The sequence below is a fragment of the bacterium genome, assembly GCA_040753085.1.
Classification (GTDB): domain Bacteria; phylum UBA9089; class JASEGY01; order JASEGY01; family JASEGY01; genus JASEGY01.
In genome coordinates this window covers 1-24,198 of sequence record JBFMHI010000033.1, presented here as the reverse complement: position 1 = coordinate 24,198, position 24,198 = coordinate 1, and the positions used below count along the sequence as shown (strand labels likewise).

Here is a 24,198-nt window from a genome sequence, read left to right as displayed (position 1 = left end):
GTTGTCCGTCTACGGAACGGACATGGACAAGCACGGACAGGGACAAGCCCTGTCCCTACACTTCCGCCTTCTGTCCTGTGTTATTTATCCGTGCTAATCCGTGCAGCTATACCTGAACGGTTACAAGGAGAGACAGGGAATGTTACCGAAGGGAATGAAAAGGACTGAATTATCCGCTAAAGGCCGGATAATCTTTCCACTCGATGTTTCGACCCTGGAAGAAGCTAAATATTACATTGATTTATTAAAGGATTATGTAGGTTTATTTAAGGTAGGCTTAGAGTTATTTGTAAGCTTAGGTCCTCAGATTTTAAGAGAGATTAAAAGGGATATTGATTCATCAAAGATCTTCCTTGATTTAAAGTTTCACGATATCCCTGAAACAGTGCGGGGCGCCTACCGGGCGGCTTCCATTCACGGGGCAAAATTTGTTACCATTCACTGCGATGAGGGTAAAGGCCTTTTGGAGGCGGTGGTAAAAGAGAAGGCAGATAGAACTACTAAGATATTGGGCGTTACCCTGTTAACCAGTCTTAATGTGGATAGTTTGAAGGAGATGGGATTTTCACCAGGGCTTACCCCTAAGGATATAGTAATGTTAAGGGCAAATATAGCTAAGGAGGCGGGGTGTGATGGGGTGGTCTGCTCCCCTTTAGAGGCAGGGGCGGTGAAAGAAAGATTTGGACCGGACTTTATTGTGGTAACCCCTGGTATTCGTCCTTCATGGGCGTCAGTCAAAGGTGATGATCAGCAAAGGGCGGCCGCGCCAGCCGAAGCCATACATAATGGAGCCGACTATATCGTGGTGGGCAGACCCATCAGATCAGCCCCCGATCCGGTCGAAGCGGCCAAAAAAATTGCGGCTGAGATAGAAGAGGCTCTTTTAAAAGGTGAGAAGATACCATCATCCTCCCTGCATGGAGTTTAAAAAATCTCTATTACTTTTGGTGCCTTTTATTTTCTCGATGAGCAGTTCCATACTTTCCACTTGATTCAAAGGATTTAGCACCTTGCGGAGGAGCCAGACCTTGGGCAAGACATCCTTATCTAAAAGTAATTCCTCCCGCCTGGTGCCTGATTTATTAATATTTATGGCCGGAAAGACCCTCTTTTCTACCAGGCTTCTGTCCAGGTGGAGTTCCATATTACCTGTGCCTTTAAATTCTTCAAAGATAACCTCATCCATCTTACTGCCCGTATCGATAAGGGCCGTAGCCAGGATAGTCAGACTGCCCCCCTCTTCGATATTTCTGGCCGCCCCAAAAAATCTCTTTGGCCGGTGCAGGGCATTAGAATCCACCCCCCCGGAAAGGATCTTGCCTGAAGTGGGCACCACTTGATTATAAGCCCTGGCCAATCTGGTGATAGAGTCAAGGAGAATAACCACATCAAATTTATGTTCCACCAGTCGTTTGGCCTTTTCAATAACCATTTCGGCTACCTGGACGTGTCTGTTAGCCGGTTCGTCAAAGGTGGAACTGACTACTTCTCCGGCTACTGATCGTTCCATATCCGTTACTTCTTCCGGCCTTTCATCGATAAGCAGAACGATAAGTTTCACCTCACCATGATTGTTCGTGACCGAGTTGGCAATCTTCTGAAGCAGGATGGTCTTTCCGGTTCTAGGGGGAGCCACGATGAGCCCCCGCTGTCCTTTGCCGATAGGGGTTAAAAGGTTCATTATCCGCATGGAAATCTCCTCTGGTTCACGTTCTAAGTCAAGGTGCTCTTGAGGATAAAGAGGGGTAAGGTTATCAAAAAGGATACGCTTATTAGCCTGTTCCGGATTTTCAAAGTTAACCGCTTCCACATGAAGAAGGGCAAAGAACCGTTCATTCTCTTTGGGGGGACGAACCCGGCCGGAGACCGTATCCCCTGTTTGAAGATCAAATCGCCGGATTTGAGAGGGGGAGACATAGATATCATCAGCGCTGGGGAGGTAGTTATATCTGGGAGAGCGTAAAAACCCGTATCCGTCGGGCAGAATATCTAAAACCCCCGCCGAAAAGATAAACCCCTCCTGTTCTGTTTTGGCCTGAAGAATAGAAAAGATAAGCTCCTGCTTTTTTAGTCCCCTGATATGTTCGATCTTTAAGTTATGGGCAAGATCGCTTAACTCCTGAACTGTTTTAGATTGTAATTCAACGATATCCATAAATTTCTCCTCCTTTTAAATTAGGTAACCGTTCAGCACATGATGCTGGATGCTCGATGCTCGATCCTCGATGCTCGATCTTCGATGCTGGTAAAGGATCCAGTATCCAGGATCGAGCATCGAGCATCGAGTTTGTGCCTTGGTGGCTGAACGGTTACTAGATATTTATCTTAAGCTTTTTTATCCGATAACGAATACTGGCCGTAGATATCCCCAGGGCTTTAGCCGCCTTAGTAATAACTCCTTTATGAATCTTAATACTCTTTAGGATTAAATCCCTTTCTACTTTTGATAGATACTCCGGCAGGGAGGTGATTCCTACCATCGTATCAGCCACCCCTCCTTCACTTTTCTCTTTTAAACTTCGATCATATTTCCCCGCCCAGGCCAGCATAAGATCGATCTTATCCCAGGCGTCAATTATTTTCCCCTCTTGATTAATAACCGGCAGAGATTCAATGCGTTTAAAATTTTGAATAGCGTCGGTTAATTGATCCAGGTCTTCTTGAGGCTTAATTTGAGACAGATTAACCCTGATCAACTCGTCTACCGGGCTGTTAAGGTCTTTCACTATGCCTGAAGCAGCAATTAAATCACTTTTTCTAAGAAAGCCGATTATTCTTTTATCATCGTCTACTACCGGGATTATCTGGAGTGAATAACGGTAGAAGAGTTTCAGGAGATCGCCTTTACTTAGGGGGCCTGGCGTGATGTCCGGGAAGTTAGGCATTACAGTAGTTAGTAGACAGCATGTCACATTTTTTCCGGGGCTGATACCCCCAGTAAATGGAGGACATTTCTGATTACTATCCGGATGGAGTTAACCAGGGCCAATCTGGCCAGGGAGAGTTGGTTATCCTGTGAAATAACCCGGTTATGATTATAGTAATGATGAAAGATGGCGGCCAGGTCTTGAAGGTAAAGGGTAAGGTGATGGACCTGAAAGGCATTGGCCCACTTAATTACGTCATCCGGCAAGGCAGCCAGTTTGGTCAAAAGCTCCAGTTCCTTATCCTCAGTCAATAGATCGAGTTGACATTCCTGGGCCGGCCGGCGTATTATTCCCCTGTCGGCCGCCTCTCTTAAGATGCTGCAAATCCTGGCGTGAGCATACTGGACATAATAAACCGGATTTTCGGTGGAATGACGCTTAGCCAATTCCAGATCAAAATCCAGGTGACTGTCGTGATCCCGCATCATAAAAAAGAATCTGGCCGCATCAGGGCCGACTTCTTCGACCACTTCTTTAAGGGTGACAAATTCTCCTCCCCTGGTGGACATATTTACCTGTTTCCCATCCCTAAGGAGATTAACCAGTTGATAGAGAAGGATAACCAGGGAATCAGGCTTATGATCCAGGGCAGCACAAGCGGCCTTCATCCGCTCAATATAGCCGTGGTGGTCGGCTCCCCAGATATCAATCAAGAGGTCGTAGCCCCGGTTATACTTATCTCGGTGATAGGCTATATCTCCGGCCAGATAGGTCGGAACCTCTGTTCCTCTTACTAAGACACGGTCTTTTTCGTCACCGAATCCGGAACTAGCCAGCCACCAGGCGCCCTCGCTTTCATAGGCATATCCCTTTCCTTTTAATACCCTTATGGTTTCATCAACCTGACCTGAAGCGTAAAGGCCCTCTTCACTAAACCAGCGATTAAATTTTATCCCCAGCGCCGCCAAATCAGCCTCTATCTCCTTAAGTATTTCTTCTTTGGCCACTTGAATGAAAAAATCCAATCCTTTATCTTCTGCCCCCTCAGGTAGGGTTTTAGCCAGTTGGATTAGGTAGTCGCCTTGATAACCATTTTCCGGAAGGGGGATATCGCTGCCCTGAAGCTGTTTATATCGGATCAAGAGGGATCGGCCCAGCGACTGCATTTGGTTGCCTACATCGTTGATGTAGTATTCTCTTTCCACCTGATAACCCACGGCCGCCATAATATTGGCCAGGCAGTCACCGTAGACGGCGCCCCGGCCGTGTCCGATATGAAGCGGACCAGTAGGGTTGGCGCTGACGAATTCAACCAGGACCTTCCCCTCCTTGGTCTTACTTGTCCCAAACCGTGTATCTTCTGCTTCTATTTGCGGGAGAACTTGCTGGAGGCGAGAAGGAGTCAAAAAGAAATTGATAAATCCGCCTCCGGCTATTTTTATCTTCCTTAATAAGGAGGAATCAGTTGGGATCAGGTCAACTATTCTGTTTGAAATTTGGGGCGGGGAAGCCCTCAGTTTTTTGGCTAAGAGAAAGGCGACGTTGGTGGCGAAATCTCCGTGAGCCTTATGCCGCGGCGGTTCAATAATAATTTCCGGGATATCCTGATCTTTGAGGGGTAATTTCAGTAACGCTTCCTTGATTAGATTAGATAGTTCTTGTTTAATGGTCATGGTAGACAGTAGACAGTAATCAGGAGACAGTAAACTCGATGTTCAAGTTTTTTCGACCTGCGCCATCAGACTTTGAGGGGTTGAAACCGCTAAAGCGGTTATGATTCTGGATGTTATCCTCTCCGTAACACCCTGATAAATCAGGGTGCTAAACTCAAGTAAGTGAGAATAGCGCCCCGATTTATCGGGGTGAATCAGGGGATACTAATAAACCAAAGCAACCGCTTTACCGGTTTATAAGAAAACCTTGAACATCGAGAACTACTAACTACTGGTCACTGTCTACAGTTTTATTCCGCTGTATCTGGTAAGTTGATTAATGAACTGGCGGGCTTGCCTGATAGGGATAGCAAATCCGATTCCTTGAGCTTTTCCATAAATAGCTGTATTTATTCCAATAACCTCTCCGTTAGCATTAATCAGGGGACCGCCCGAATTACCCGGATTAATGGAGGCATCTGTCTGGATGAGATTTTGGTAAACCTTACCCCAGCCTCTAACTCCTCCCGGTAAAGCCCGGCCGGTGGCGCTTATCACGCCTACGGTAACCGTATTTTCCAGACCAAAAGGGTTGCCGATAGCCACCGCCCATTCGCCAATCATCAGGTCATCTGAATTTCCCATCGGGGCGGCCGTTAAGTTATCGGCCTCGATCTTGATCACGGCTATATCCGTTTCCATACTTTCACCTATCAAACGGCCGCCAAATTGTCGGCCATCGGCCAGCTTGACAATAATCTCTTCTGCGCCCCGGATCACGTGTTCATTAGTCAGAATATAGCCTTTATCACTTATGATGATGCCTGATCCCAGGGAAGTCTGCTCATATCTTGGTCGAGGGAATAGATCAAAGAACTCTTTAAAAAATTCCTCGAAGAATTCATCACGAGGGAACGGCGACATCTGAATAGTTTGTTTGGCGCTGATATTAACTACTGCTGGAGCCACCTTTTCAATAGCCACAACCAGAGCGTTTTTTCTGGATTCCTCTACCTGACTTGATGCCGAGACAGTGGTGGGTATTAATGGACGAGAATCTTTTTTGGGGCTGTATACGAAGTCAATGAAAAGAAAAGCGCCTACCAGAAAGATGAGATAAGGTATGACTCGTTTTGGTCCACGTGATGAGTTAAACACTGCTTTCCTGCTCCTGCTTTAGGGTCAGTATACCAAGATAAGGAAGGTTTGTCAAGGATTTTTTTTACAGAGGAACAAGGCCCCGTCTCTGCTTTCCTTAAAGACCCGTAAGCCTAACCGGCAATTGGCCTCCAGGGCTGAATTTTCCGAAGATCACTTCCAGGGCGCTCTGGAGAGAAAAAGGATGAGGACAATAGGTGGTTAAGTAGGTTCCCACTTCAGGGAAGGCATTAAGATCGTAAGGCTCACGAGAGGCCACCACAATGAAGGGTTTTTTTAGAGTGGAAATATCTCTGACCAATTGAGCCTGCTGATCATATCGATGGGCATTGCAGGTAATGAAAATAGTGGCGTCGGCTTTCCTGGCCAAAGAGATTACCTGTTCTGCTGCCTCTTTTTTAGGTTGAATTTCAATAGCCGCTGTCCGGATGGCGAATGGCGCACCCACTTCTTGGGTACCCGGGATGGCGGATGGGGGATTAAATCGGCTGGGCGGCTTGGTCGTATCTTCTACCATCGTGAGTGGGCTTTGGGTCGTGCTGACAATTAACATAGATTGATTCGGTTCCGCCTTAAGCGGGATAAGCTTCTGCTCGTCTTTAACCAGGGTGACCGCCTCCCGCCTCATCTTCCAGACGGCCGATTCCGGGTCGTCGAATGTAAAATCCGCCCTCCCGGGTACCCACGAAGTGGGGGCGCCTTCCGCCTTCCGCCTTCTCCTGATCCGGCTGAGACTTTGCTTAATTCTTTCCGCCGGTATTTCGCCCCTTTCTACGGCCAATCTGAGGGTCTCTAAGGCCGCCTTTTGTTTGTCTGGACCGTGACAGATAAGAACTATGTCCGCGCCGGCCTTGACAGCCATCACCGCTGCCTCAGAAACACCGATTTCGGTTATGGCGCCCATCTCCAGGTCATCGGTGATAATCACCCCCTTAAAATTCATTTTTTCCCGAAGGAGATTAGTCAGGATTTTTCCGGATAAAGTAGCCGGTCGAGTAGGATCAAGGGCGGTGAAAACGGCATGAGAGGTCATCACCAGATCAACGCCCGCTTTTATCGCCTCTCGGAAAGGATGGAGTTCCGTCTTTTCCAATCTTTCGGCGGAGCAAGTTACGATAGGCAATTCCAGGTGGGAATCAAGGGAGGCTTCGCCTTTCCCTGGAAAGTGTTTGGCCGTAGCAGAAATCCCTTGGCTCTGCATTCCTTTAATCATAGCCGCGCCTAATTTAGCGGCTAATTCGGGCTCCTGGCCAAAGGATCGCACGCCTAAAGGGGTTTTAGGATTAGTGGCTAGGTCAAGCACCGGCGCTAAATTGATATCTATTCCCAGGGATAGAAGTTCCCTTCCGGCTATTTGACCTGCCTGATAAGCATACTGGGTGGATCTGGTTGCCCCGAGGGCCATATTTCCAGGCAGGGGAGTTACCTCATCGGTAAATCGAGTGACTACTCCTCCCTCATGGTCGATGGCAATAAGAGGGGGTGGGACATAGGAGGCTTTGGCTATGGCTTTAAGCCTGGAGCAGAGTTTCTTTACCTGTCCGGCTGAAATTATGTTGCGAGCAAAAAGGATCACCCCGCCGAGGCGATCCTTTTTAATCATTTCCTCTATCTCTTTGGTCGGCTCATCTCCCTCAAATCCGACCATCAGCATCCGGCCGATCTGATTCATTTCAAATTATGTAGCTTCCTTCTTCAATTTCTTCTTGATCTTCTCTATCTCAGGGTTTAAAGTCTGAAGAATAACATCACCGGTCAGGGAAGCCACTATGGTGAAGAGATCGGTAATAAAATTTTCGAATCCGGCTTTGATATCCTGCACGCTCTCGTTCTGACAAGATATCTTAAGTTTATCTATATTTATACCCGTAGGCAAGACCTCCATCTCTTGCATAAAGCGGTATTTGGAGCTCGTTTCATAAATGGCCGTCTCCATCAGGCTGCTGATGGTTACTTCTCCAATCATAGCCGTCGCCTTAGACCAAATAGAAGTAATCATATCTTCATAGATAGAGATAAGCTCGTCCTGTCTTATTTGCACCTTATTCACCTTTCTTTCTAAGACGGTCCCCGGTCAATAAGCCTACGAGTGGCCGTCTCTGGACTGGATGGACTATGTGGACTGTATGGACTATGTGGACGGTGAACCCTATGCCGGGCACTAAGATTACAGAAGGCAATAGCCAATAGGGCATTTTCCCCTATTGGCTATTGGCTCTTTAACCCAAAGGGACCAAAAAGACCAAAGGGACCAAAGGGACTATTGGCCATTGCCTATTGCCTATTGGCTATCGCCTATTGGCTATTGGCTATTGGCTATTGGCTATTGGCTATTGGCTATAGTGGTTGAGTAGTTACCCCCCTCTATGGCACCGGATTAATCTCTACCCGTCTGTTTTTAGCCTTGCCTGTTTCACTGAGGTTGCTTGTTACCGGTTCTTTCTCACCGTAAGCAGTGGTCTTAATCCGGCCGGCGCTAATACCCTTGTTTATCAAATATTGTGCTACCCTCTCGACCCTCCGCCTGGAGAGATCCAGATTGTATTCATCGCTGGCATCGCTGTCAGTATGCCCGGTGAGCATTACTTTTAAATCCGGGTTCTCCTTCAGTATCTTAACATTCTTATCCAGGTTAGCCTCGGCCTCTTTAGAAAGATCATCTCTATCCACCGCAAAATAGACCCATTCCAGGCATGGAGTTATTATCTTGATGGGTTCAGCCGGAACTATTACCTCTCTGGGCTCAACCGGGACTATTGCCTCACTGGGTTTACCTGGAGCTATTACTTTTCTGGGCTCAATCGGCATTGCCTTTTTAGCCTCCGGCAACTCATCGGGGACTCCATCTTCATCCATATACCCGTTAAAGGTTTCAGGTTCGTTAGGCGCTCCATCCCGCCCATCCGGGATACCATCGCCATCGTTATCGGGATCTGGGCATCCATCTTCGTCTTGAAAATTATCCAAGTCTTCCCTGGTATCTTCCCCTTTGGCTACTGTTTCATCCGTTCCCGGGCATTTATCTTTATCATCCGGGATGCCGTCACCATCATTGTCGTAATCAGGGGCGCCATCTTCATCTTCAAAACCATCAAAATCTTCAGGATTATCCGGGTCAGCATCAAAACGATCTTCTATCCCATCACCATCTCTATCTCTTACCGGTGGATAATAAGTCAAACCTACCCGGCCGACATAGTAGCCGTCATTGCTTCCTTCCGGAATTAACCGGTCAAACAAATCACTGGTCGAAAAACAGTATCCGCCCTCTATACTAAGCATAAGCGCCTCTTTAAGCCTATATTCTATGCCCAGCCCTACCGGGATAATAACCGTTCCCGGCCAGTCCCCAGACGGCTTTCGAAGGTCAAAGCCATCTTTAGGATCGAATATAACCGCCCCAAATCCACCAAATAAGTAAGGGGAAAACACATCTTTAGGGGCGAATCTGTACTTAGTCACCACATCCAGAGACCTTATTTTGCCTTGAAAGGAAGTAGATCCCTCCTCAGCCTTCAGTTCTCCCCAGTTAATCATACCCCGCAAAGAAAAGGGCGAGTCAGCCCAGCGATACTCAAGATGAGCGCCACCGCCCGGCGTAATCTTTGGCTCTTCCACTTCACCCCTATATCGATTAACGCCAAGTTGAATCCCTACTCCCAACCTATCTTTCTCGATCGCCTCTTCAGCCTGGGAAAGGCAAGGGGCAAAGAGAAAAATGGCCAGGCCCGTCAAAACAACTCCTAACTTCTTCATATCGATCTCCTTTCCTATTTTATTTTATAAGGATATCCTGCTCACTTTCATAAAGGGTAAACTCTATTTTTTTGAAGAACCCCTGCTTTTTCAGGGTAAGGGTATGCGTGCCTTTTGGGACAGGTATAGCCGGATGATAGGGTTTGAGCGTTCCGAGATCGTAACCGTCAATTATTATCTTGGCCCCCACCGCCTCCCTGCCTATTTTGGGGAGAAAGATAAGATTGATCACGGCCTCAGCTATAAGCTTCTCTTCTATTCGTTTTTCTATGCCGGCCAAAACAGAGAACTCCTGCGCAGGCGAGGTCCTATACCCAAATTTAGCAAATTTAACCGTGTGTTTTCCCGGCTCAAGCTTATACTTAGTCAAAGGGGTCAGTTCCTCAAGACCACTCCCATCCAGAAATATATTGGCTTGTGAAGGAACCGTAATTAAAGTAACCAAGCCCTCAGCCAGGGGGGTGGTTACAGATGATTTCTCCTCCACCGGGAGTTTAGATGGAACTGGGCCTTCTCTGGTAAAAAAATAGATACCCCCTCCCAGAAGAAACAAGATAACGGCCGCGGCCGCTAAATATAACCCGGTCTTAACCGGTTTAATTTGTTTAGCCTTTGGCTTCGGAGCCCGTTTGGTTTCGGGGGAAATCTTTACTTTTTCTTTTCCGTAGACCCTTTTTAAGACCTTATCTTCCTCAATAAGGACCTGTTCATCCTCCTTTCCGATCACCTGGACAATAGGATTGGGAAGGGATTCTTCCTTCTCCACCTGGGAGACCTTAAAGGAGACCACCGTGATATTATCCGGTCCTCCGGTGTCATTGGCTGCCTTAATCAGCTCACGACAAGCCGGTCCCAGACTGTCTTCCGCTCTATTTAAAATCTCGCTTATTTGTTTATCAGAAATCTGCCCACAAAGACCATCCGAACATAGGAGAAAAAGGTCTCCTGCTTCTACTTCCTCGATTCTCAGGTCGACTTTTACATTTTCTGTTATCCCGAGCGCCCTGGTGAGGACATTTTTATATTTAAAATTGGCGGCTTCTTCTTCTGTTATTTCTTTATCTTCTAAAAGTTCGTTAACCCAGGAGTGATCCTCGGTCAATTGTTCCAATTTTTCGGCTCTCAATCGATAGACCCGGGAATCACCCACGTGGCAGATGTAGACCAGATTGGCTTCAAAGGTGACGGCTACTATCGTTGTTCCCATCCCGGCCAATTTAGGCTGGGCCACGGCCGTATTATAAATCCTTCGATTGGCCAATCTAACGGCCTTAACCAGATCAAGGGCCTTTTCCGGAAGATCTTTACCTAAAACCAGATCGGTTACCTTAACCCTCTCAAACTGGTAAAGATCTTCGGAAAGAAGAAGGAGATTTTGTATCTGAATGAGAGAATAGTTGGCTTCAGAGGGAGCCTGGATAAAATCTCCGATGGTCTCAATAGCCAGTTGAGAGGCTATCCTGCCCCCGGCGTGGCCGCCCATACCATCGGCCACCATAAACAGGTTTTGATCATCAAAGATGCCATAGGCATCTTCGTTCACCTCTCGCTTCAGTCCCCTATCTGTCTGGGCACCAATTATTATCTCCATCTACTTATTTTCTCTCCCTTTTTTCCTTACCCCCCTCCCTTACTTTATGTGGACTGTATGGACCGTGGACTCTATCCCGCGCCACTGGCCAAAACGATGAACCAAGCCGCGGCTGTGCTTACAGGCTAGCTACCCTCATTTTTTCTCTTCTGTTCAGGTAGACCCTGATCAGAACAATAGTTACTGCCTCCAGCACCACGGCAAGAAGGATCATAAGCCAATACTGACCTGTGCTAACCTTAAAAGGATATTGCCCTGTATGTGACCCGATTCGCTGAAACATGCCCCAGGTGATTTCATTATCAAAGACCCTGGTATTGGTTGAGAGGGCATAGAATCTATTGTCGTAAGTCCCAAAGACAAGGTTAAGATAACCATCGCCATCCATATCGCCAATGGCTGATGAGGAGGTAATAGGAAAGTTGAAGGCATAGACCTTTCCCCACTCAATCTTTTTGGAAGATTTGGCCTCACTTTTCCATAGAAGCTGGCGTTTGGCTTCAGTAGGTTCGCCATTCAATATATAGACCCTTCCGTCTTCTGCCCCAATAACCACATCCAGGATGCCGTCTTTATCCAGATCGGCCATGGCTGGTGAAGCGACGATCCTATTATCTTCTCCTGTAGAGTAAGACCACAAAACTTTGGCCCGGCCCTTCTCTCCCTTCCCTTTAAAACCGGTCATCTGGCCATTAAATGAGGCCACGACTACATCCAGGAGGCCATCATTATCGAGGTCAGCCATAACCGGTGAAGGATGTCTGAGAGGCGGCTCCTTCATAGTCGGGGGTTCAATCAGATGGTACCAGAGGAGCTTACGCTGTTTGCCATCAATCATCATTACATAATAGGCATTAGTCGCCACCGCTATGTCAGCCATTCCATCTCCATTCACATCACCCACGGCCGGCGCTTCCGTAATCTCGTTTAAGATAAGTTGAATGCCCAGGCTCATATTAAGCATCTCAGTGACATCCACCGACTCTATTGTTTCTTTAACAGGATCAATAATATAAATCTTGCCATCATTGGCGCCTATAATAACTTCCGGCCAACCATCCGCATCCATATTAGCTATGGCCGGTGAACCCAGCATTTTGCTCCCGATAGAGATGCGATATAAGTCTTGCCTCGTCTTAGACAATCTGAAATAAACCGTCCCGTCATCTTCCTCCGAAGTGACCACGATATCCAATCGTCCATCCATATCTATATCCGTTACCGCCGGACTGCATCCGGCTACACCGCTCAAAATATCGCTTTTCTCGATCAGCTTACCTGTTGAGCCATCAACCACATAAAATCTGGAGGTGTTGGAACAGACCACTACATCCGGCCGACCATCAAGATTTATATCACCCAGGCTCGGAGAAGAGATGATCTCTGTGCCCAATTGAAGAGGCTCCCAGATCTTAGTTCCCTTTTGACCATCCCAGGCGTAAAGGAATCCATCCTTTGAACCAATGACCACATCCATTACTCCATCTCCGTTTAGATCACCCAGGGACGGCGAAGATGTGATACCCAGAGGTCCGGTAGGAATAATTTGTTGGCTTTCCGGGCCTTCTTTTTGCTGGGGCATCCAGGAACTACGTTTCAGGGTTAGGGGATCCGGCTGCTGACCCAGGATTCGAAGGGCGTGCAAACCAGAGATACCGTAAATAAGTCCGGCTAACATAATAAGAATAATGCCCACCTTTTTGGCCGGACTTTTTATCCTGATCCAAACCGTCCCGGCTACCCGTGGGGGAGAATAATCTTCCATCCCTTCCTGAGTAAACCGGAAGATATTCTGACCAATCTGCAGCTCGTCATTCTGGTTTAAAATTACTTCCTGGGCCTCATCAATTTCATTTCCGTTAATAAAACTTCGATTTCGGCTCCTTCGGTCAGTAAAGATATATTCGTTGTTTTGAAAAGTTATCTGGGCATGCCGTCTGGAGGTAGAAGGATCAGTTAAGATAATATCGTTTAATTCCCGGTTCCTGCCCAGTCTGGTCGGGTCCGTCTTCTTTAATTCAAACCGTTTATTTTCTGTCTTACCGTATATGCCCACCAGATTAAAAAAGGTTTCTGGTTCTTTGGCTGAAGCTGCTTCGGACCGAGTGGTTTTAAAGACAAGGGTATAATTACCAATACCAATTTCGTCTCCCAGATTTATTCGGCGGGTAGTCTCTATCTTTTCTCCATTAACCGTAACTCCATAGGCGCTTCTTAGGTCTTCCACCAGAAATATACCATGCTCCCGCTTTATTTGAGCGTGGTCCATTGAAACACTCTTATCTACCAACACCAGGTCATTAGCTTCACTTCGACCAATGCGCAAGGTATCTTTATCTAAAATTCTCTCCTGAAGGATCTCTGCCTTTTGTTTGACTACGATCTTTGGCACCTTTTTCCACCTCTCCTTCTCTGGTAATCGGCGATCAGCAATCGGTGACCAGTAATCAGTGATAACCGCTTACCTGCTGGCTACTGAGCGATCAATATAGCGGCAAAGGCAACCACTAAACTGAGATAGGTAACGATTTCACTTCTCTTAAGCTGACGCTTGAGTGCAGAAAAATCTTCACTTTCAGTTTCTCTACCTCGTCCGCGCGGAGTTTCTTTGGCCATCATTTGCTTAACATCGTCCTCGGTAAGCGCTGTTTTCCGCAAATCACGCAATTCACGTTGAATCAGATCCAAGCTGGCTTCAAGCGCCCCAAGGTCTTCTGAACCTGAATAGGTCTTTCCAACCGGCGCCGGGCTTTTCTCGAGCGTGAAAAGCCGGCGGTCAATATCTTTCATTTCTTCCTTTATCTCATCTTTGACCATCCCGGATAATTTCTCCTCCACTCTTTTGGTTACCTTATCCGTATCGACTTTCCCTCCTGAGCCTTCTCTTTCTAATGTCTCTATCCGGGAAGAAAGCCCGCGAAGTGTCCCTTCCCACCTGGCCAAATCTACTTCTCCCCCCCCGCTTATGCCCTGTCTTTCGAGGGTAGAAATTCGACCTTCCATATCCTTCATTTCTTTCTTCATTTCGTCTTTGATAAGTGAGGGAAGCCTTTTTTCCACCTCTCGCATCGTCCTGGCCGTATCAACCGTGGCTTCTCCCACCCCGCTTCTTTCCAGGTCATCCAGCCTTGAGGCAAGGTTGCGGAGGTTGCCTTCCATTCTGGATATATCCGCCTCTGAAGCCCCACTACCAGCCACCGCCGCCGGTTTTCTTTCCAGGGAATCCAGCCTGAGCTTGAGCCATTCTATTTCCCGTTGGGCGATCTTAGGCATAGTCGGAGCATTGGTGATCAGTTGAGGCAGGAGATATTCGACCTCCTTTATCAACTCATCGATATTAGTCTCTTTTTTCTCTTTTCCCGCTGTCGGAGTCGCCCCCTTAAGTTGTCTATTAAGACTGCTTACGGTTTCCTCTAACGTCGTCATCTTCTCCGAAAAGAAACGATTCTGATTTTCCAGCCATCTTCTAAACTGATCGTATTCATAAAAGGCCAGCAGAAGGTCCTGTCTGGTTACCCCCTGGTAAGGTTGAAACCTGGGACCGGGAAATTTGGCAATAAACTTTTCCAAGAGAGGCTTAAGGTTTTTAATAGCTTCCTGGGTCTCTTCAGAGACATCTTCGTATTTATGGTCCTGGGCCCGGATCGGAACAGGGGTAAATAAAAGGCAGATTAAGGCCACCGCCACGCTTATCTTCTTAGAGCCTATCCCAAAACCTCGGGATGATGAAAGTGGATGTAGAAGATAGCTACAACTGACGATGGATAGAGCGCGCCCGTGGTCGCTCCCTAACGGTCGCGGCTCGGCTCGGTTTTGAAATAGACTCTTAATACCACTAAGACTTTTCAGGTTCATAGCCATTAGCCAATAGCCATTAGCCAATAGCCAATGACCCTATTTGCCTATTGGCTATTGCCTATTGGCTATTGGCTTGTGTAGAGACTGAGCGGTTATTTCTCCTGGAGACTCGCTCGCCCATTTTCATCGATAACCACCACAAAGGTTTGACCAGGGCTTTCGATAGTAATGGTGGCCTTAGCATCTGCCAGGAATTGCGGGTGTCTTGCCACCACATTATGCACACCCTGAGGGACATCCTGCAGTCTCTGCAGTCCTCTCCCTTGAGACTGGCCATCCAGCCAGATTTCAGCATCATAATAATAGGGATCAACCACGATATTCCCGGTTACGGAGGCTTGTTGCAGATAAATATCCTTTGACCAGGTAAAATCACTCCCTAAGGTTTGCCGGGAAACATCGGTTTCTGTCGTAGCCGTCAGATAACCTTCCTTGGTTATCTTAATCACATAATGCCCTTCTCCTTCTATTGGCCCCTCGGAAATCCCTTTCCCATCAGTTCGTCCAAAATAACGGTCATTTTGCCAGACATAGGCCTTTGATATTGGTTTTTTTGTCTCTTCATCATATACACTAATCCGCATCCTGGGAGGCGGCGAGGCCAAATAAGCCACTACCTGGTTGCCCTGCTGAGTGTTGAACCTTATCTCTTTGGACTGATAAGGGGGTTTTTCAAAGGTAAAGGTGTATAGGCCGGGATTCAATGAGTATTGCAAAATAGGGGTAGTTCCGATAAGGTTTCCCCCGCGATAGACCTTGGCCTTAACATCATTGGCCTGACCGCGAGCGGTGGTTCCTTCAGGGTAAGCAAAAAATTGGACAAATTTCTTTAGCACAGAAGTTATAGGCGGTATTTGAGCCGTGGTGACCACTAATCTTTGAGAGTAAGATTCAAAACCAGGTAGCTTAATATCAAGTTGATGTTCCCCGGCTTTAATGAGGAGGTCATTCATAGGCGTTCTACCTCTAACTTCATTATCAACCAGGACATTGGCCCCCGGAGGATTAGAGGTCACCGTGACGTATTTAAACATCTCTCCCTTTATCCGGTAAATATTAAGTCCCTTTTCTTCATCCGGTTGAAAAGACCAGAACCTTCGATCCACCTCTGCCCCAGCCACCGGGTCCAGGGTATTAATCCGACATCCTCCCAGCACTTCAAATCCCGTGGCTTCCAATTTAATATCGTGCTCGCCGACATAAACCGACTGTCTTAAGGGGGTCTTTTGGGATAACTTTCGATCGTCCAGGTAGACAGTGGCCACTTCCGGATTAGATTCAATGATCAGGTCGGTCTCAAAGCTAAAGGCCACCACATTTGATCCTTCCTCAGCTGATACATCACCTCTTTCTCCAGTAGTCTCGACAATTCCCTTCTTTCCCGTAATAGTAATGGTTCGGATAATGGGTGAGAATCCTTCTTTTTCCAATCTAAGCTCATAATTGCCAGGAGATATTTCCGGCACCTTAAGGGTAGGCTTGACCATCCCAATCTTCTCTCCGTCTAAGAAGACGGTCGCTTCTGGCGGGAAAGATTTAATAACTAAGGCCGGCGGCCGGATAGTATCATAGACCTTCGTTCCCAGGGCCGTCCACTGGAAGAAGGTATCCAGAGATAAAAAGAGGATAAAAATGCTCATCACCCCAATAAGAGAACCGACCACGATCTTTTTGTACTTTTGAGCTGAGGAGATCATCAGATCAAAGACGGTCTTCTCGCCTTCTTCTTCCAGGGAGGGTTTAGGTGTCGGGGCAGGTGTGGGCGCCGCTGGGGCCGCGGCCGGGGCTTTTTCTACCGAAGGGCGGCGAGGCGGCGGCGCAGGCGCTGCTGGCGCTCCGGCCCAAGCAATATCACTCTCTACGGAAGGTGGGGCAGGTGGAGCAGGTTTAGGGGGCGGGGCAGGTTGAACCGCTGGCCGTTCGGCCTCTTCTTTGATCTTCTCTTCTATGATCTTTTCTTCTTTTATCTCCTTAGCAAAAAGATCATGCATAAAGGCCTGAAGATTTTCTTCTTTCAGAATAAACCTGTTCTCGGCGATGAAGAGTTCCAGGTCATTATACATCTCCTGAGCATCTTTGTATCTCTTGGCTGAGTCACGTTGAAGGGCCTTACTTAGTATTACCTTAAGTCTCTTGGGGACTCCCAGTTTCTCTATAAATGAAAAATCCACCTTGGCGGCGGTCACTTTTTGCAAGGTGGCCGCATCTGTATCAGCCTTAAATAGTCTCTCCCCGGTAAAGACTTCGTACATAACCGATCCTAAAGCAAACACATCTGATCGGGCATCGATCTCCTCTTCTTTCCCCCGGGCTTGTTCGGGCGACATGTAAGGGATTTTACCTTTCAGCGCCCCTTTTTCTCCTTCTACCCTGGCTGAAGCGGCCTTGGCTATGCCAAAATCAGTCAGCTTAACCTTGCCTTCGTGATATAGCATTATATTGCTGGGAGTTACATCTCTATGAACGATGTTAAGCGGACGATCAGTAGCTTCTTCCTTTTTTCGATGGGCATAAGCCAGACCTCTGGCTACCTCAGCGATGATGTAAGTGGCTAATTCCAGGGGGATGGTGGTCTTCGTTTCCTGGCACCTATCCAGGATCTCTTTCAGGTTTTGGCCATCCACGTATTCCATAACAATATAAAAGGTGTTATCATCAGTTCTAAGGAAATCGTAGGCCTGGACAATATTCCGATGATTAAGAATAGCCGTATGGACTGCCTCATCCCAAAACATATCTACAAATCGAGCATCGTCGGAATAAGTCTTAAGGATTTTCTTTAAGGCTACAATCCTCTTCAAGACCAAATCCTGGGCCTTGAAGACTTCAGCCAGACCACCCACCGCTATCCGCTTGAGAATTTTGTATCGCTTGCCTAAAACTTCATACTGGCCTTCAAAAGTGTTTTCGTTCATCCTAATCCTTTCTTCTCGGTAACTATTCAGCCACGGATTTACACAGATGAAACACTAATTTTTTCAATATATGAATCGTTGTAACCGTTCAGCCACTAAGGCACAAACTCGATGCTCGATCCTCGATGCTCGATCTTCGATGCTGGTAAAGGATCCAGTATCCAGGATCGAGCATCGAGCATCATGTGCTGAACGGTTACCAAATCAGAATCTACTATACCACATTTTGTTGGATTATGCAACTAAAATTTCATTTGGCCATAATTCTCTTCAAGAATTTTCTCCAGCCGCTCTCTTTACCATAAATGAAAACTTGATTTCCCCCTCGCTGTTTGGCCTGATAAAGGGCTTCATTGGCCCGCATAAATAATTCCTTTGATTCTTTCACCTCTATATGCGGATAAGTGACTACCCCTAAGCTAATGGTGATCTGAGCCTTTCTACTACCCACTATTACCTGATATCCGGTAATTTGCTTTCTGAGCCTCTCCGCTATCCTGGCCGCCAATTTTTTATTTGTTTCAGGGAGAAGAATGATAAATCTGTCCCCACTCCATCGGGCCAGGTAGTCTACCTCACGAATGTTGTCCTTTATTTGTTCGATCACTGATTTTAACAATCTATTGCCGGCTTCATGGCTAAACCGGTCATTAAATACCTTAAGCCGATCGAAATCAAACAAAATTAAGGAGAGAGAATGAGTATACCGCCTGGCATAGGCAAATTGGCTCATTAAAATTTTATTGAAATATCCAAAGCTGAAGGCGCCGGTCAATTCATCGCGTTCAACCAAGTCTTCGGCTCGACGCATATTACCGGCCTGGGCTAAAGCAGACGAAAGGTGGCTGCTGATCAGTGAGAAAAGCCTCTTTTGTGACGGAGAAAAAGCCTCGCTCTTCAGCGAACCAATGTTTATGAGACCGATTACCTTTCCCCGCTTCACTAAAGGGGAGCTAAGCACGGATTGAATATCCCCTTCTTCAAGAGGTGCCTTCTGCTCAACCTGAACCGTAAAGGATATGTCTTTTCCCTCATCTCCGGCCTGAAGGCGCAGCCAATTTTCCTTTATTTGATTCTTGACCTCTTCAATCTGCCCACCTTCGGCTAAAGTCTTTATCTTTCCCACGGTTTTTTCATTAATCATAAGGACATAAGCGCCAAGATGATAATCAAAAGCAGCTTGTATCCTGTCCAGGGTTAAACCGACCATCTCTTCAGGATCCGAAAGAGAAGGCAGGTGCCTGGTAAGGTTATACAGGGTATCCAGCTCATCCCGTTGGGTTTTTAATTCAATGACTTCTTCTGAACGAGCGATTATTTCTTCGGCTTTAGCTACCTCGGCGGCTAACTCTTTCCCCCTTTCTTCGGCGGCGGCTGCCTGAGCCTTGAGTTCTTTGATCTTGGTTTTAAGTTCGAGGGCTTCTTTTGATTCAGCCTCCAGCACTTCTGCTTCTTTTTCTAATTCCTTAGCCAGACTCCGCAGCCTCTTGGCTTCATTCTCCATGGCCACGATTTCAGTCTTTAGTCTTTCTATGTTGGTCTTCAATTCCGCCAAATCATCCGCCTTAACTTCTTCACCCTCCAACTTATCTATCAGCTTCTCCGTCTCTTCTCTGAGAAGGACGGACTCCTGTTTTAGTTCTATTATTTCCTCAGCCTGCTTTTCAAGTTCCTTTATCTTAACAGTCAATCTTTCGCGTTCCAACTGAACTTTCTGCTCTTTTTTCATCTCTGAAACCTGATTAAGGAAAGCTATCTGTAGGTCAGCCAGAAGGTTCAGCAATTCCGCCTCTGTTTTTAATACCTCTATTGAAATAGGTTTTGCCCTTGATAGGGAAAGAAGAAGTCTTCCTTCATCCAGTTCGAATCCCCTGGCCCATTGGGAAAAGGTGTCAGTATCTACTCCATTGCCTTTGATTTCACAGCCGCCGATTATACCGATCAGTTCTTCTTCAAAAACAAGAGGGCAAAGGTAGAAAAGAAGGCCGTGAGGACATACATCAACCACGGTTTTATTGCCCTGGCGGGTGACCTTTTCTAAAGAAGAAAGCGCCAGCTTTTTACATTCTTGCCTGGCCCGGGGAGATTCTTTTATTACCTGACAGAACTCAGTGTCCCGCTCCAGATGATAGACTATCTCTCCCTGGCTGTTCATTACCCAGTAAGCGGAGCCGATTCTGTCCGTAATAGTCTTCTTAAGATGCCTCCAGGCTTCGTTATTTAAGAATTGGTTTAATCTTTCCTGGGCATTCATTACTTTCTCCTCTCGCAAGGGAGGACAAATAAGTCTTTACTATTTCATTGTAACAGGTAAACGCTAACTTGTCAAGCTAATACAGGCGCGAAGAATCAAAGGCTGCCTTCAAAGATAAACTACATCTCAGGGGACTTCCACTTCATCGAATATCTGCTTGATTATATCCTCTGAGGTGATCTCTTCGGCTTCGGCCTCATAGGTAACGATAATGCGGTGACGGAGGATATCTGGCCCGATGGCCTTGACATCCTCCGGCGTGACATAGCCTCGCCTTCTCAGAAAGGCATAGGTCTTGGCGGCTACGGTCAGATAGATAGTGGCCCTGGGTGAAGCCCCGTAGGCAATAAGGCTCTTCAGGTCCGGCAGATTATAATCTTCTGGCTGGCGGCTGGCAAAGACTAAATTAATAATATAGTCCTTGATTCGTTCATCGATATAGATGGAGCTAACCACTGATCTGGCCTGGATAATCTCCTCTCGTGAGATAACAGGCGCGGCTGAGGGTAGTTGGGCGCCGGTCATTCGTTCCAGGATCCGTCGTTCTTCTTCCTTATTCGGATAGGTAATCTTCAATTTCAACATAAACCTATCTATCTGGGCTTCGGGTAGAGGGTAAGTTCCCTCCTGCTCAATCGGATTCTGGGTGGCCAGGACCAAAAAAGGCTCCTCTAAAGGATAGGTCTCATCTCCAATGGTCACCTGTCTTTCCTGCATAGCCTCAAGCAAGGCTGACTGCACCTTAGCCGGGGCGCGGTTGATCTCATCGGCCAGGATAAGATTAGCAAAAATAGGTCCCTTTTTGACGGTAAATTTTGTCTCTTTGGGATTATAGATCAGGGTGCCGATTAAATCAGCCGGAAGTAAATCAGGTGTAAACTGAAGGCGCTGAAATTTAGCCCGGATACAGTCAGCCAGGGTCTTAACCGCCATCGTCTTGGCCAGACCCGGCACGCCTTCTAAGAGGATATGACCATTAGCCAGCAATCCAATCAGGAGCCTTTCAATAATATATTTCTGGCCGACAATCACCTGGCCGATCTCGGCCGTCAGTTTTTCCACAAAGATAGCCTCTTTTTCTACCCGTTCATTGATTAGCCTAATATCTTCGTGCATTTGTTATTCCTCTGATCAAAGCCTGACCAATCTGGCCTCCTTAATCTCCGGAATAGAGGTAATTTCAGTCATCGTTTCTTTAGAGATAGTTCCATCAAGGTTCCAGAGAGAGAGGGCCTGCCCGCCTACTTTTTCTCGCCCCAATTTTAGCCAGCCAATATTTATTCCATTTTCACCTAAAATCGTGCCTATCCGGCCAATAATTCCCGGTTCGTCAGTCTGAAAAAGGATAAGCAAATCCCCCGTCGGAACAGCATCCACTTCGAAATGGTCAATATAAACCAGGCGAGGATCGCTGCGTTTAAAGAGAGTACCAGCCACCCTTCGTGACATCCGGTCGGTTTTGACGGAAACAGAGATAAGGTTAACAAAGTCTTCTCTCTGGGAAGTCTTTGATTCGGTGATCTTTATTCCCTGTTCTGTGGCGATAGGGATGGCATTCACATAGTTAGCCATCGGGTCCATCAGGAGACCTTTAATAATAGTCGTGGTTAATATACTTATATCTTTGGAGGCTATTTGACCCGCATACTCGACGGTTACTTCTTCCATATTTCCATCGACCAGTTGAGCTGAAAGTTTGCCCAGACGCTCTGACAGGGTGATGAAAGGCTGTAACTGGGCGGCCAGTTCCGGGTCCATAACGGGAATATTGGCGGCGTTCCGAATCGGCCCCCCCGTGAGGCAATCAACTACCTGCTTAGCAATATCAATGGCCACATTTAGCTGGGCCTCTTTGGTTGAGGCCCCCAGGTGGGGAACCGTGATACAATTGTCTAATTCCAGCAGTGGGCTGTCAAAAGGTGGTTCCTGTTCGTAGACATCTAAGGCACAACCGGCTACTTTGCCGGAAACAAGGGCGGAATAAAGGGCCCCCTCGTCTATGATCCCCCCTCGAGCACAATTTATGATCCTGACCCCATCTTTCATTAGAGAGAGTTCCTTAGCTCCCACCATATGCCGGGATTCTTTAGTAAGGGGGATGTGGAAGGTTATAAAATCAGAGAGCTTATACAGATTATCCAACTCCACCATCTCTATTTTCATTCCCCGGGCATGTTCTATGGAAACAAAGGGATCATAGGCAATAATCTTCATCCCAAATCCGGCAGCCCTCTTAGCCACTTCACGTCCAATTCGACCCAGGCCGATTATGCCCAGGGTCTTACCAAAAATCTCCACCCCGGCAAATTCTGATCTCTTCCATTCCTTTCCTTTCAGGGAGGCATTAGCCTGGGGAATGTTCCGGCTCAAGGCTAAAATAAGGCTCATGGTATGCTCCGCCGTAGAGATGGTATTCCCATCCGGTGTATTCATAACCACGATACCTGCCCTGGTGGCTGCCTCCAGATCAACATTGTCCAAACCTACGCCGGCCCGGCCAATTACCTTAAGATTCTTCCCCGCCTCAATGATCTTAGCGGTCACCTGAGTGCTGCTTCGAACCAGTAAGGCATCGTATCCTCCCATAATGGAGACCAATTCATCTTCCGATAAGCCTGGTTTAGTCTCAACTTCTATCCCTTTGGCTTCTTCCAGAATAGCAATCCCCTGTTTGGCCAACGGGTCACTCACCAGAACTTTGGCCATTATAAACACCTCCTTTTATTATTGCAGATTACGGATCCTCGATGCTCGATGCTTGATGCTCGATGCTTGATCCTCGATCCTCGATCCTTGATATTTGATTCTTTACCAGCATCGAGTATCGAGTATCGAGGCCGCCCTATGATGAGCGTCCCTTCCTGAGCACCTGCTCGGCTGCCCTCACGCCGGCGCCTATTTCGATCCCGTGCATACCCAGGTCTTTCAAAACCATTTCTAGGCAGGCGAGGGCAATGATGACATCAAAGGTGTCAGTATAACCCAGGTGAGATATCCTGAAGATCTTGCCCTTTAGCTCACCCTGACCACCAGCCAGGCTGACGCCGTATACCTCTTTGGCCCTTCTAATTAATCTCTCGCCGTCTATGCCGTCCGGGACATTGACCGCCGTGACACTGTCGGCTGGACGTTTGGCAAAGAGTTCAAGACCAAGGGCGGTTATTCCCGCCCGGCAGGCAGAGGCCAGAGACTCATGGCGCTTCAGGACCTTATCCCATCCTTCGAGCCTGATCATAGACAGGGACTCTTTCAGACTCATAAGTAATGATATGGCCGGAGTATAAGCCGTTTGATTATCGGATAAGGCCTTTTTGGCCTTTTCAAAGGACCAGTAATATTTAGGCAGTTTTGATTCCCCCACTAAACGCCAGGCCTTGTCGCTAACCGCCGCAAAGGCCAGGCCGGGTGGAAGCATTAATCCCTTTTGAGAACCGGCCACACAGACATCTACGTGCCAACTGTCCATTCTCAGTTCGCATGAGCCTAAGCCGCTGATCGCATCAACTACCAGGACAGCCTTGTAATTGCGAACTATTCGTCCAATAGCATTTATGTCAGTCAACACGCCGGTTGAAGTTTCAGCTAAGGTAGTAAACACGGCCTTTATCTTAAAAAAGCTGTCGTGCTTCAGCTCATTTTCGATGACCAGGGGATCGACGGCTTCCCCATAAGGGACATCAATGGGCATGACCTCCACTCCATAGGCCTGGCATATCTCGGCCCACCGCTCGCCGAATTTCCCCCCTCTAACTACCAGGACCGTATCCCCCGGTGAAAGGAGGTTAACCACGGCCGCTTCCATTCCGCCGGTCCCGGATGAGGCAAAGACAAGGCAATCCTTTCTGGTTTGGAAGATGATCTTTAAACCTTCGGCTATCTCGGCAAAAAGCCTTCTAAACTCCGGTGTCCGATGATGGATAATCGGCCTGACCCCGGCCAAACTTACCTCCAGCGGGACTTCCGTTGGTCCCGGGGTTAATAAATATTGTTTTAGCATAAAAGCTCTCCTTAATGGTTAAGTGGTATCTACTCAAAATCAAGTTAAAAAAGTAAGCTCATTACAGATTATAGTGCTATGGGTTAAGTTTCATCTCCTTTTGTCCTGACAGCGTCGGCATAAGAGCTTCCCCTCCCTTGATGGGAGGGG

At 47.3% G+C, this 24,198-nt stretch carries 19 protein-coding genes; 3 read left to right on the top strand and 16 right to left on the bottom strand.

Annotated elements, in window-relative coordinates; translation table 11 throughout:
- Positions 1-139 precede the first annotated feature (139 nt).
- Positions 140-928, top strand: a complete 789-nt coding sequence (gene pyrF / locus AB1797_05650; protein MEW5767100.1) for an orotidine-5'-phosphate decarboxylase — start codon at positions 140-142, stop codon at positions 926-928.
- On the opposite strand, the gene rho is transcribed toward pyrF, so the two are convergent.
- From rho to AB1797_05620, 6 genes are all read right to left on the bottom strand, one after another.
- A complete protein-coding gene (gene rho, locus AB1797_05645) occupies positions 905-2,155 on the bottom strand; it encodes a transcription termination factor Rho (protein MEW5767099.1) in 1,251 nt (416 codons plus the stop codon). The genes pyrF and rho overlap by 24 nt on opposite strands.
- Before the next feature lie 157 nt (positions 2,156-2,312).
- On the bottom strand, positions 2,313-2,885 hold the full coding sequence (locus AB1797_05640) for a CBS domain-containing protein (GenBank protein ID MEW5767098.1): 573 nt from the start codon (positions 2,883-2,885) through the stop codon (positions 2,313-2,315).
- 23 nt (positions 2,886-2,908) lie between these two features.
- A complete protein-coding gene (gene argS / locus AB1797_05635; GenBank protein MEW5767097.1) occupies positions 2,909-4,540 on the bottom strand; it encodes an arginine--tRNA ligase in 1,632 nt (543 codons plus the stop codon).
- 282 nt (positions 4,541-4,822) lie between these two features.
- The gene (locus tag AB1797_05630; GenBank protein ID MEW5767096.1) at positions 4,823-5,677 is read right to left on the bottom strand and encodes a trypsin-like peptidase domain-containing protein; all 855 of its coding nucleotides are present in this window, start codon (positions 5,675-5,677) and stop codon (positions 4,823-4,825) included.
- Between the two features lie 97 nt (positions 5,678-5,774).
- Entirely contained in the window at positions 5,775-7,349 is a 1,575-nt protein-coding gene (gene nagZ / locus AB1797_05625; GenBank protein MEW5767095.1) for a beta-N-acetylhexosaminidase, read from the bottom strand.
- A 6-nt stretch (positions 7,350-7,355) separates the two neighbouring features.
- Positions 7,356-7,718 carry a hypothetical protein gene (locus tag AB1797_05620; GenBank protein ID MEW5767094.1) on the bottom strand — a complete coding sequence of 121 codons (363 nt, stop codon included), beginning with the start codon at positions 7,716-7,718 and terminating at the stop codon, positions 7,356-7,358.
- 163 nt (positions 7,719-7,881) lie between these two features.
- Between AB1797_05620 and AB1797_05615 the strand changes: the two genes are divergently transcribed.
- A complete protein-coding gene (locus tag AB1797_05615; protein MEW5767093.1) occupies positions 7,882-8,031 on the top strand; it encodes a hypothetical protein in 150 nt (49 codons plus the stop codon).
- A gap of 10 nt (positions 8,032-8,041) precedes the next feature.
- On the opposite strand, the gene AB1797_05610 is transcribed toward AB1797_05615, so the two are convergent.
- The 9 genes from AB1797_05610 to serA all read right to left on the bottom strand — a co-directional run bounded on the left by AB1797_05610 (position 8,042) and on the right by serA (position 22,757).
- Positions 8,042-9,433: an OmpA family protein gene (locus AB1797_05610; GenBank protein MEW5767092.1), complete on the bottom strand. Its 1,392-nt coding sequence runs from the start codon at positions 9,431-9,433 to the stop codon at positions 8,042-8,044.
- A 19-nt stretch (positions 9,434-9,452) separates the two neighbouring features.
- Complete coding sequence (locus AB1797_05605) at positions 9,453-11,024, bottom strand: Stp1/IreP family PP2C-type Ser/Thr phosphatase (GenBank protein ID MEW5767091.1); 1,572 nt, start codon at positions 11,022-11,024, stop codon at positions 9,453-9,455.
- Positions 11,025-11,142: 118 nt separating this feature from the next.
- Complete coding sequence (locus AB1797_05600; GenBank protein MEW5767090.1) at positions 11,143-13,416, bottom strand: FG-GAP-like repeat-containing protein; 2,274 nt, start codon at positions 13,414-13,416, stop codon at positions 11,143-11,145.
- 80 nt (positions 13,417-13,496) lie between these two features.
- Complete coding sequence (locus AB1797_05595) at positions 13,497-14,711, bottom strand: hypothetical protein (GenBank protein MEW5767089.1); 1,215 nt, start codon at positions 14,709-14,711, stop codon at positions 13,497-13,499.
- 263 nt (positions 14,712-14,974) lie between these two features.
- On the bottom strand, positions 14,975-17,797 hold the full coding sequence (locus tag AB1797_05590; GenBank protein ID MEW5767088.1) for a serine/threonine-protein kinase: 2,823 nt from the start codon (positions 17,795-17,797) through the stop codon (positions 14,975-14,977).
- A 95-nt stretch (positions 17,798-17,892) separates the two neighbouring features.
- Positions 17,893-18,039, bottom strand: a complete 147-nt coding sequence (locus AB1797_05585; protein MEW5767087.1) for a hypothetical protein — start codon at positions 18,037-18,039, stop codon at positions 17,893-17,895.
- 8 nt (positions 18,040-18,047) lie between these two features.
- Positions 18,048-20,051 (bottom strand): diguanylate cyclase, encoded by a 2,004-nt coding sequence (locus tag AB1797_05580; GenBank protein ID MEW5767086.1) that lies wholly within the window; start codon positions 20,049-20,051, stop codon positions 18,048-18,050.
- A 126-nt stretch (positions 20,052-20,177) separates the two neighbouring features.
- Positions 20,178-21,167, bottom strand: a complete 990-nt coding sequence (locus AB1797_05575) for an AAA family ATPase (GenBank protein MEW5767085.1) — start codon at positions 21,165-21,167, stop codon at positions 20,178-20,180.
- A 15-nt stretch (positions 21,168-21,182) separates the two neighbouring features.
- Complete coding sequence (gene serA / locus AB1797_05570; protein MEW5767084.1) at positions 21,183-22,757, bottom strand: phosphoglycerate dehydrogenase; 1,575 nt, start codon at positions 22,755-22,757, stop codon at positions 21,183-21,185.
- Between the two features lie 21 nt (positions 22,758-22,778).
- Between serA and AB1797_05565 the strand changes: the two genes are divergently transcribed.
- A complete protein-coding gene (locus tag AB1797_05565) occupies positions 22,779-22,916 on the top strand; it encodes a hypothetical protein (protein MEW5767083.1) in 138 nt (45 codons plus the stop codon).
- Here the strand turns inward: AB1797_05565 and AB1797_05560 are convergent.
- On the bottom strand, positions 22,894-24,048 hold the full coding sequence (locus AB1797_05560; GenBank protein MEW5767082.1) for an alanine--glyoxylate aminotransferase family protein: 1,155 nt from the start codon (positions 24,046-24,048) through the stop codon (positions 22,894-22,896). The two genes, AB1797_05565 and AB1797_05560, sit on opposite strands and share 23 nt — an antisense overlap.
- Between the last annotated feature and the right edge of the window lie 150 nt (positions 24,049-24,198).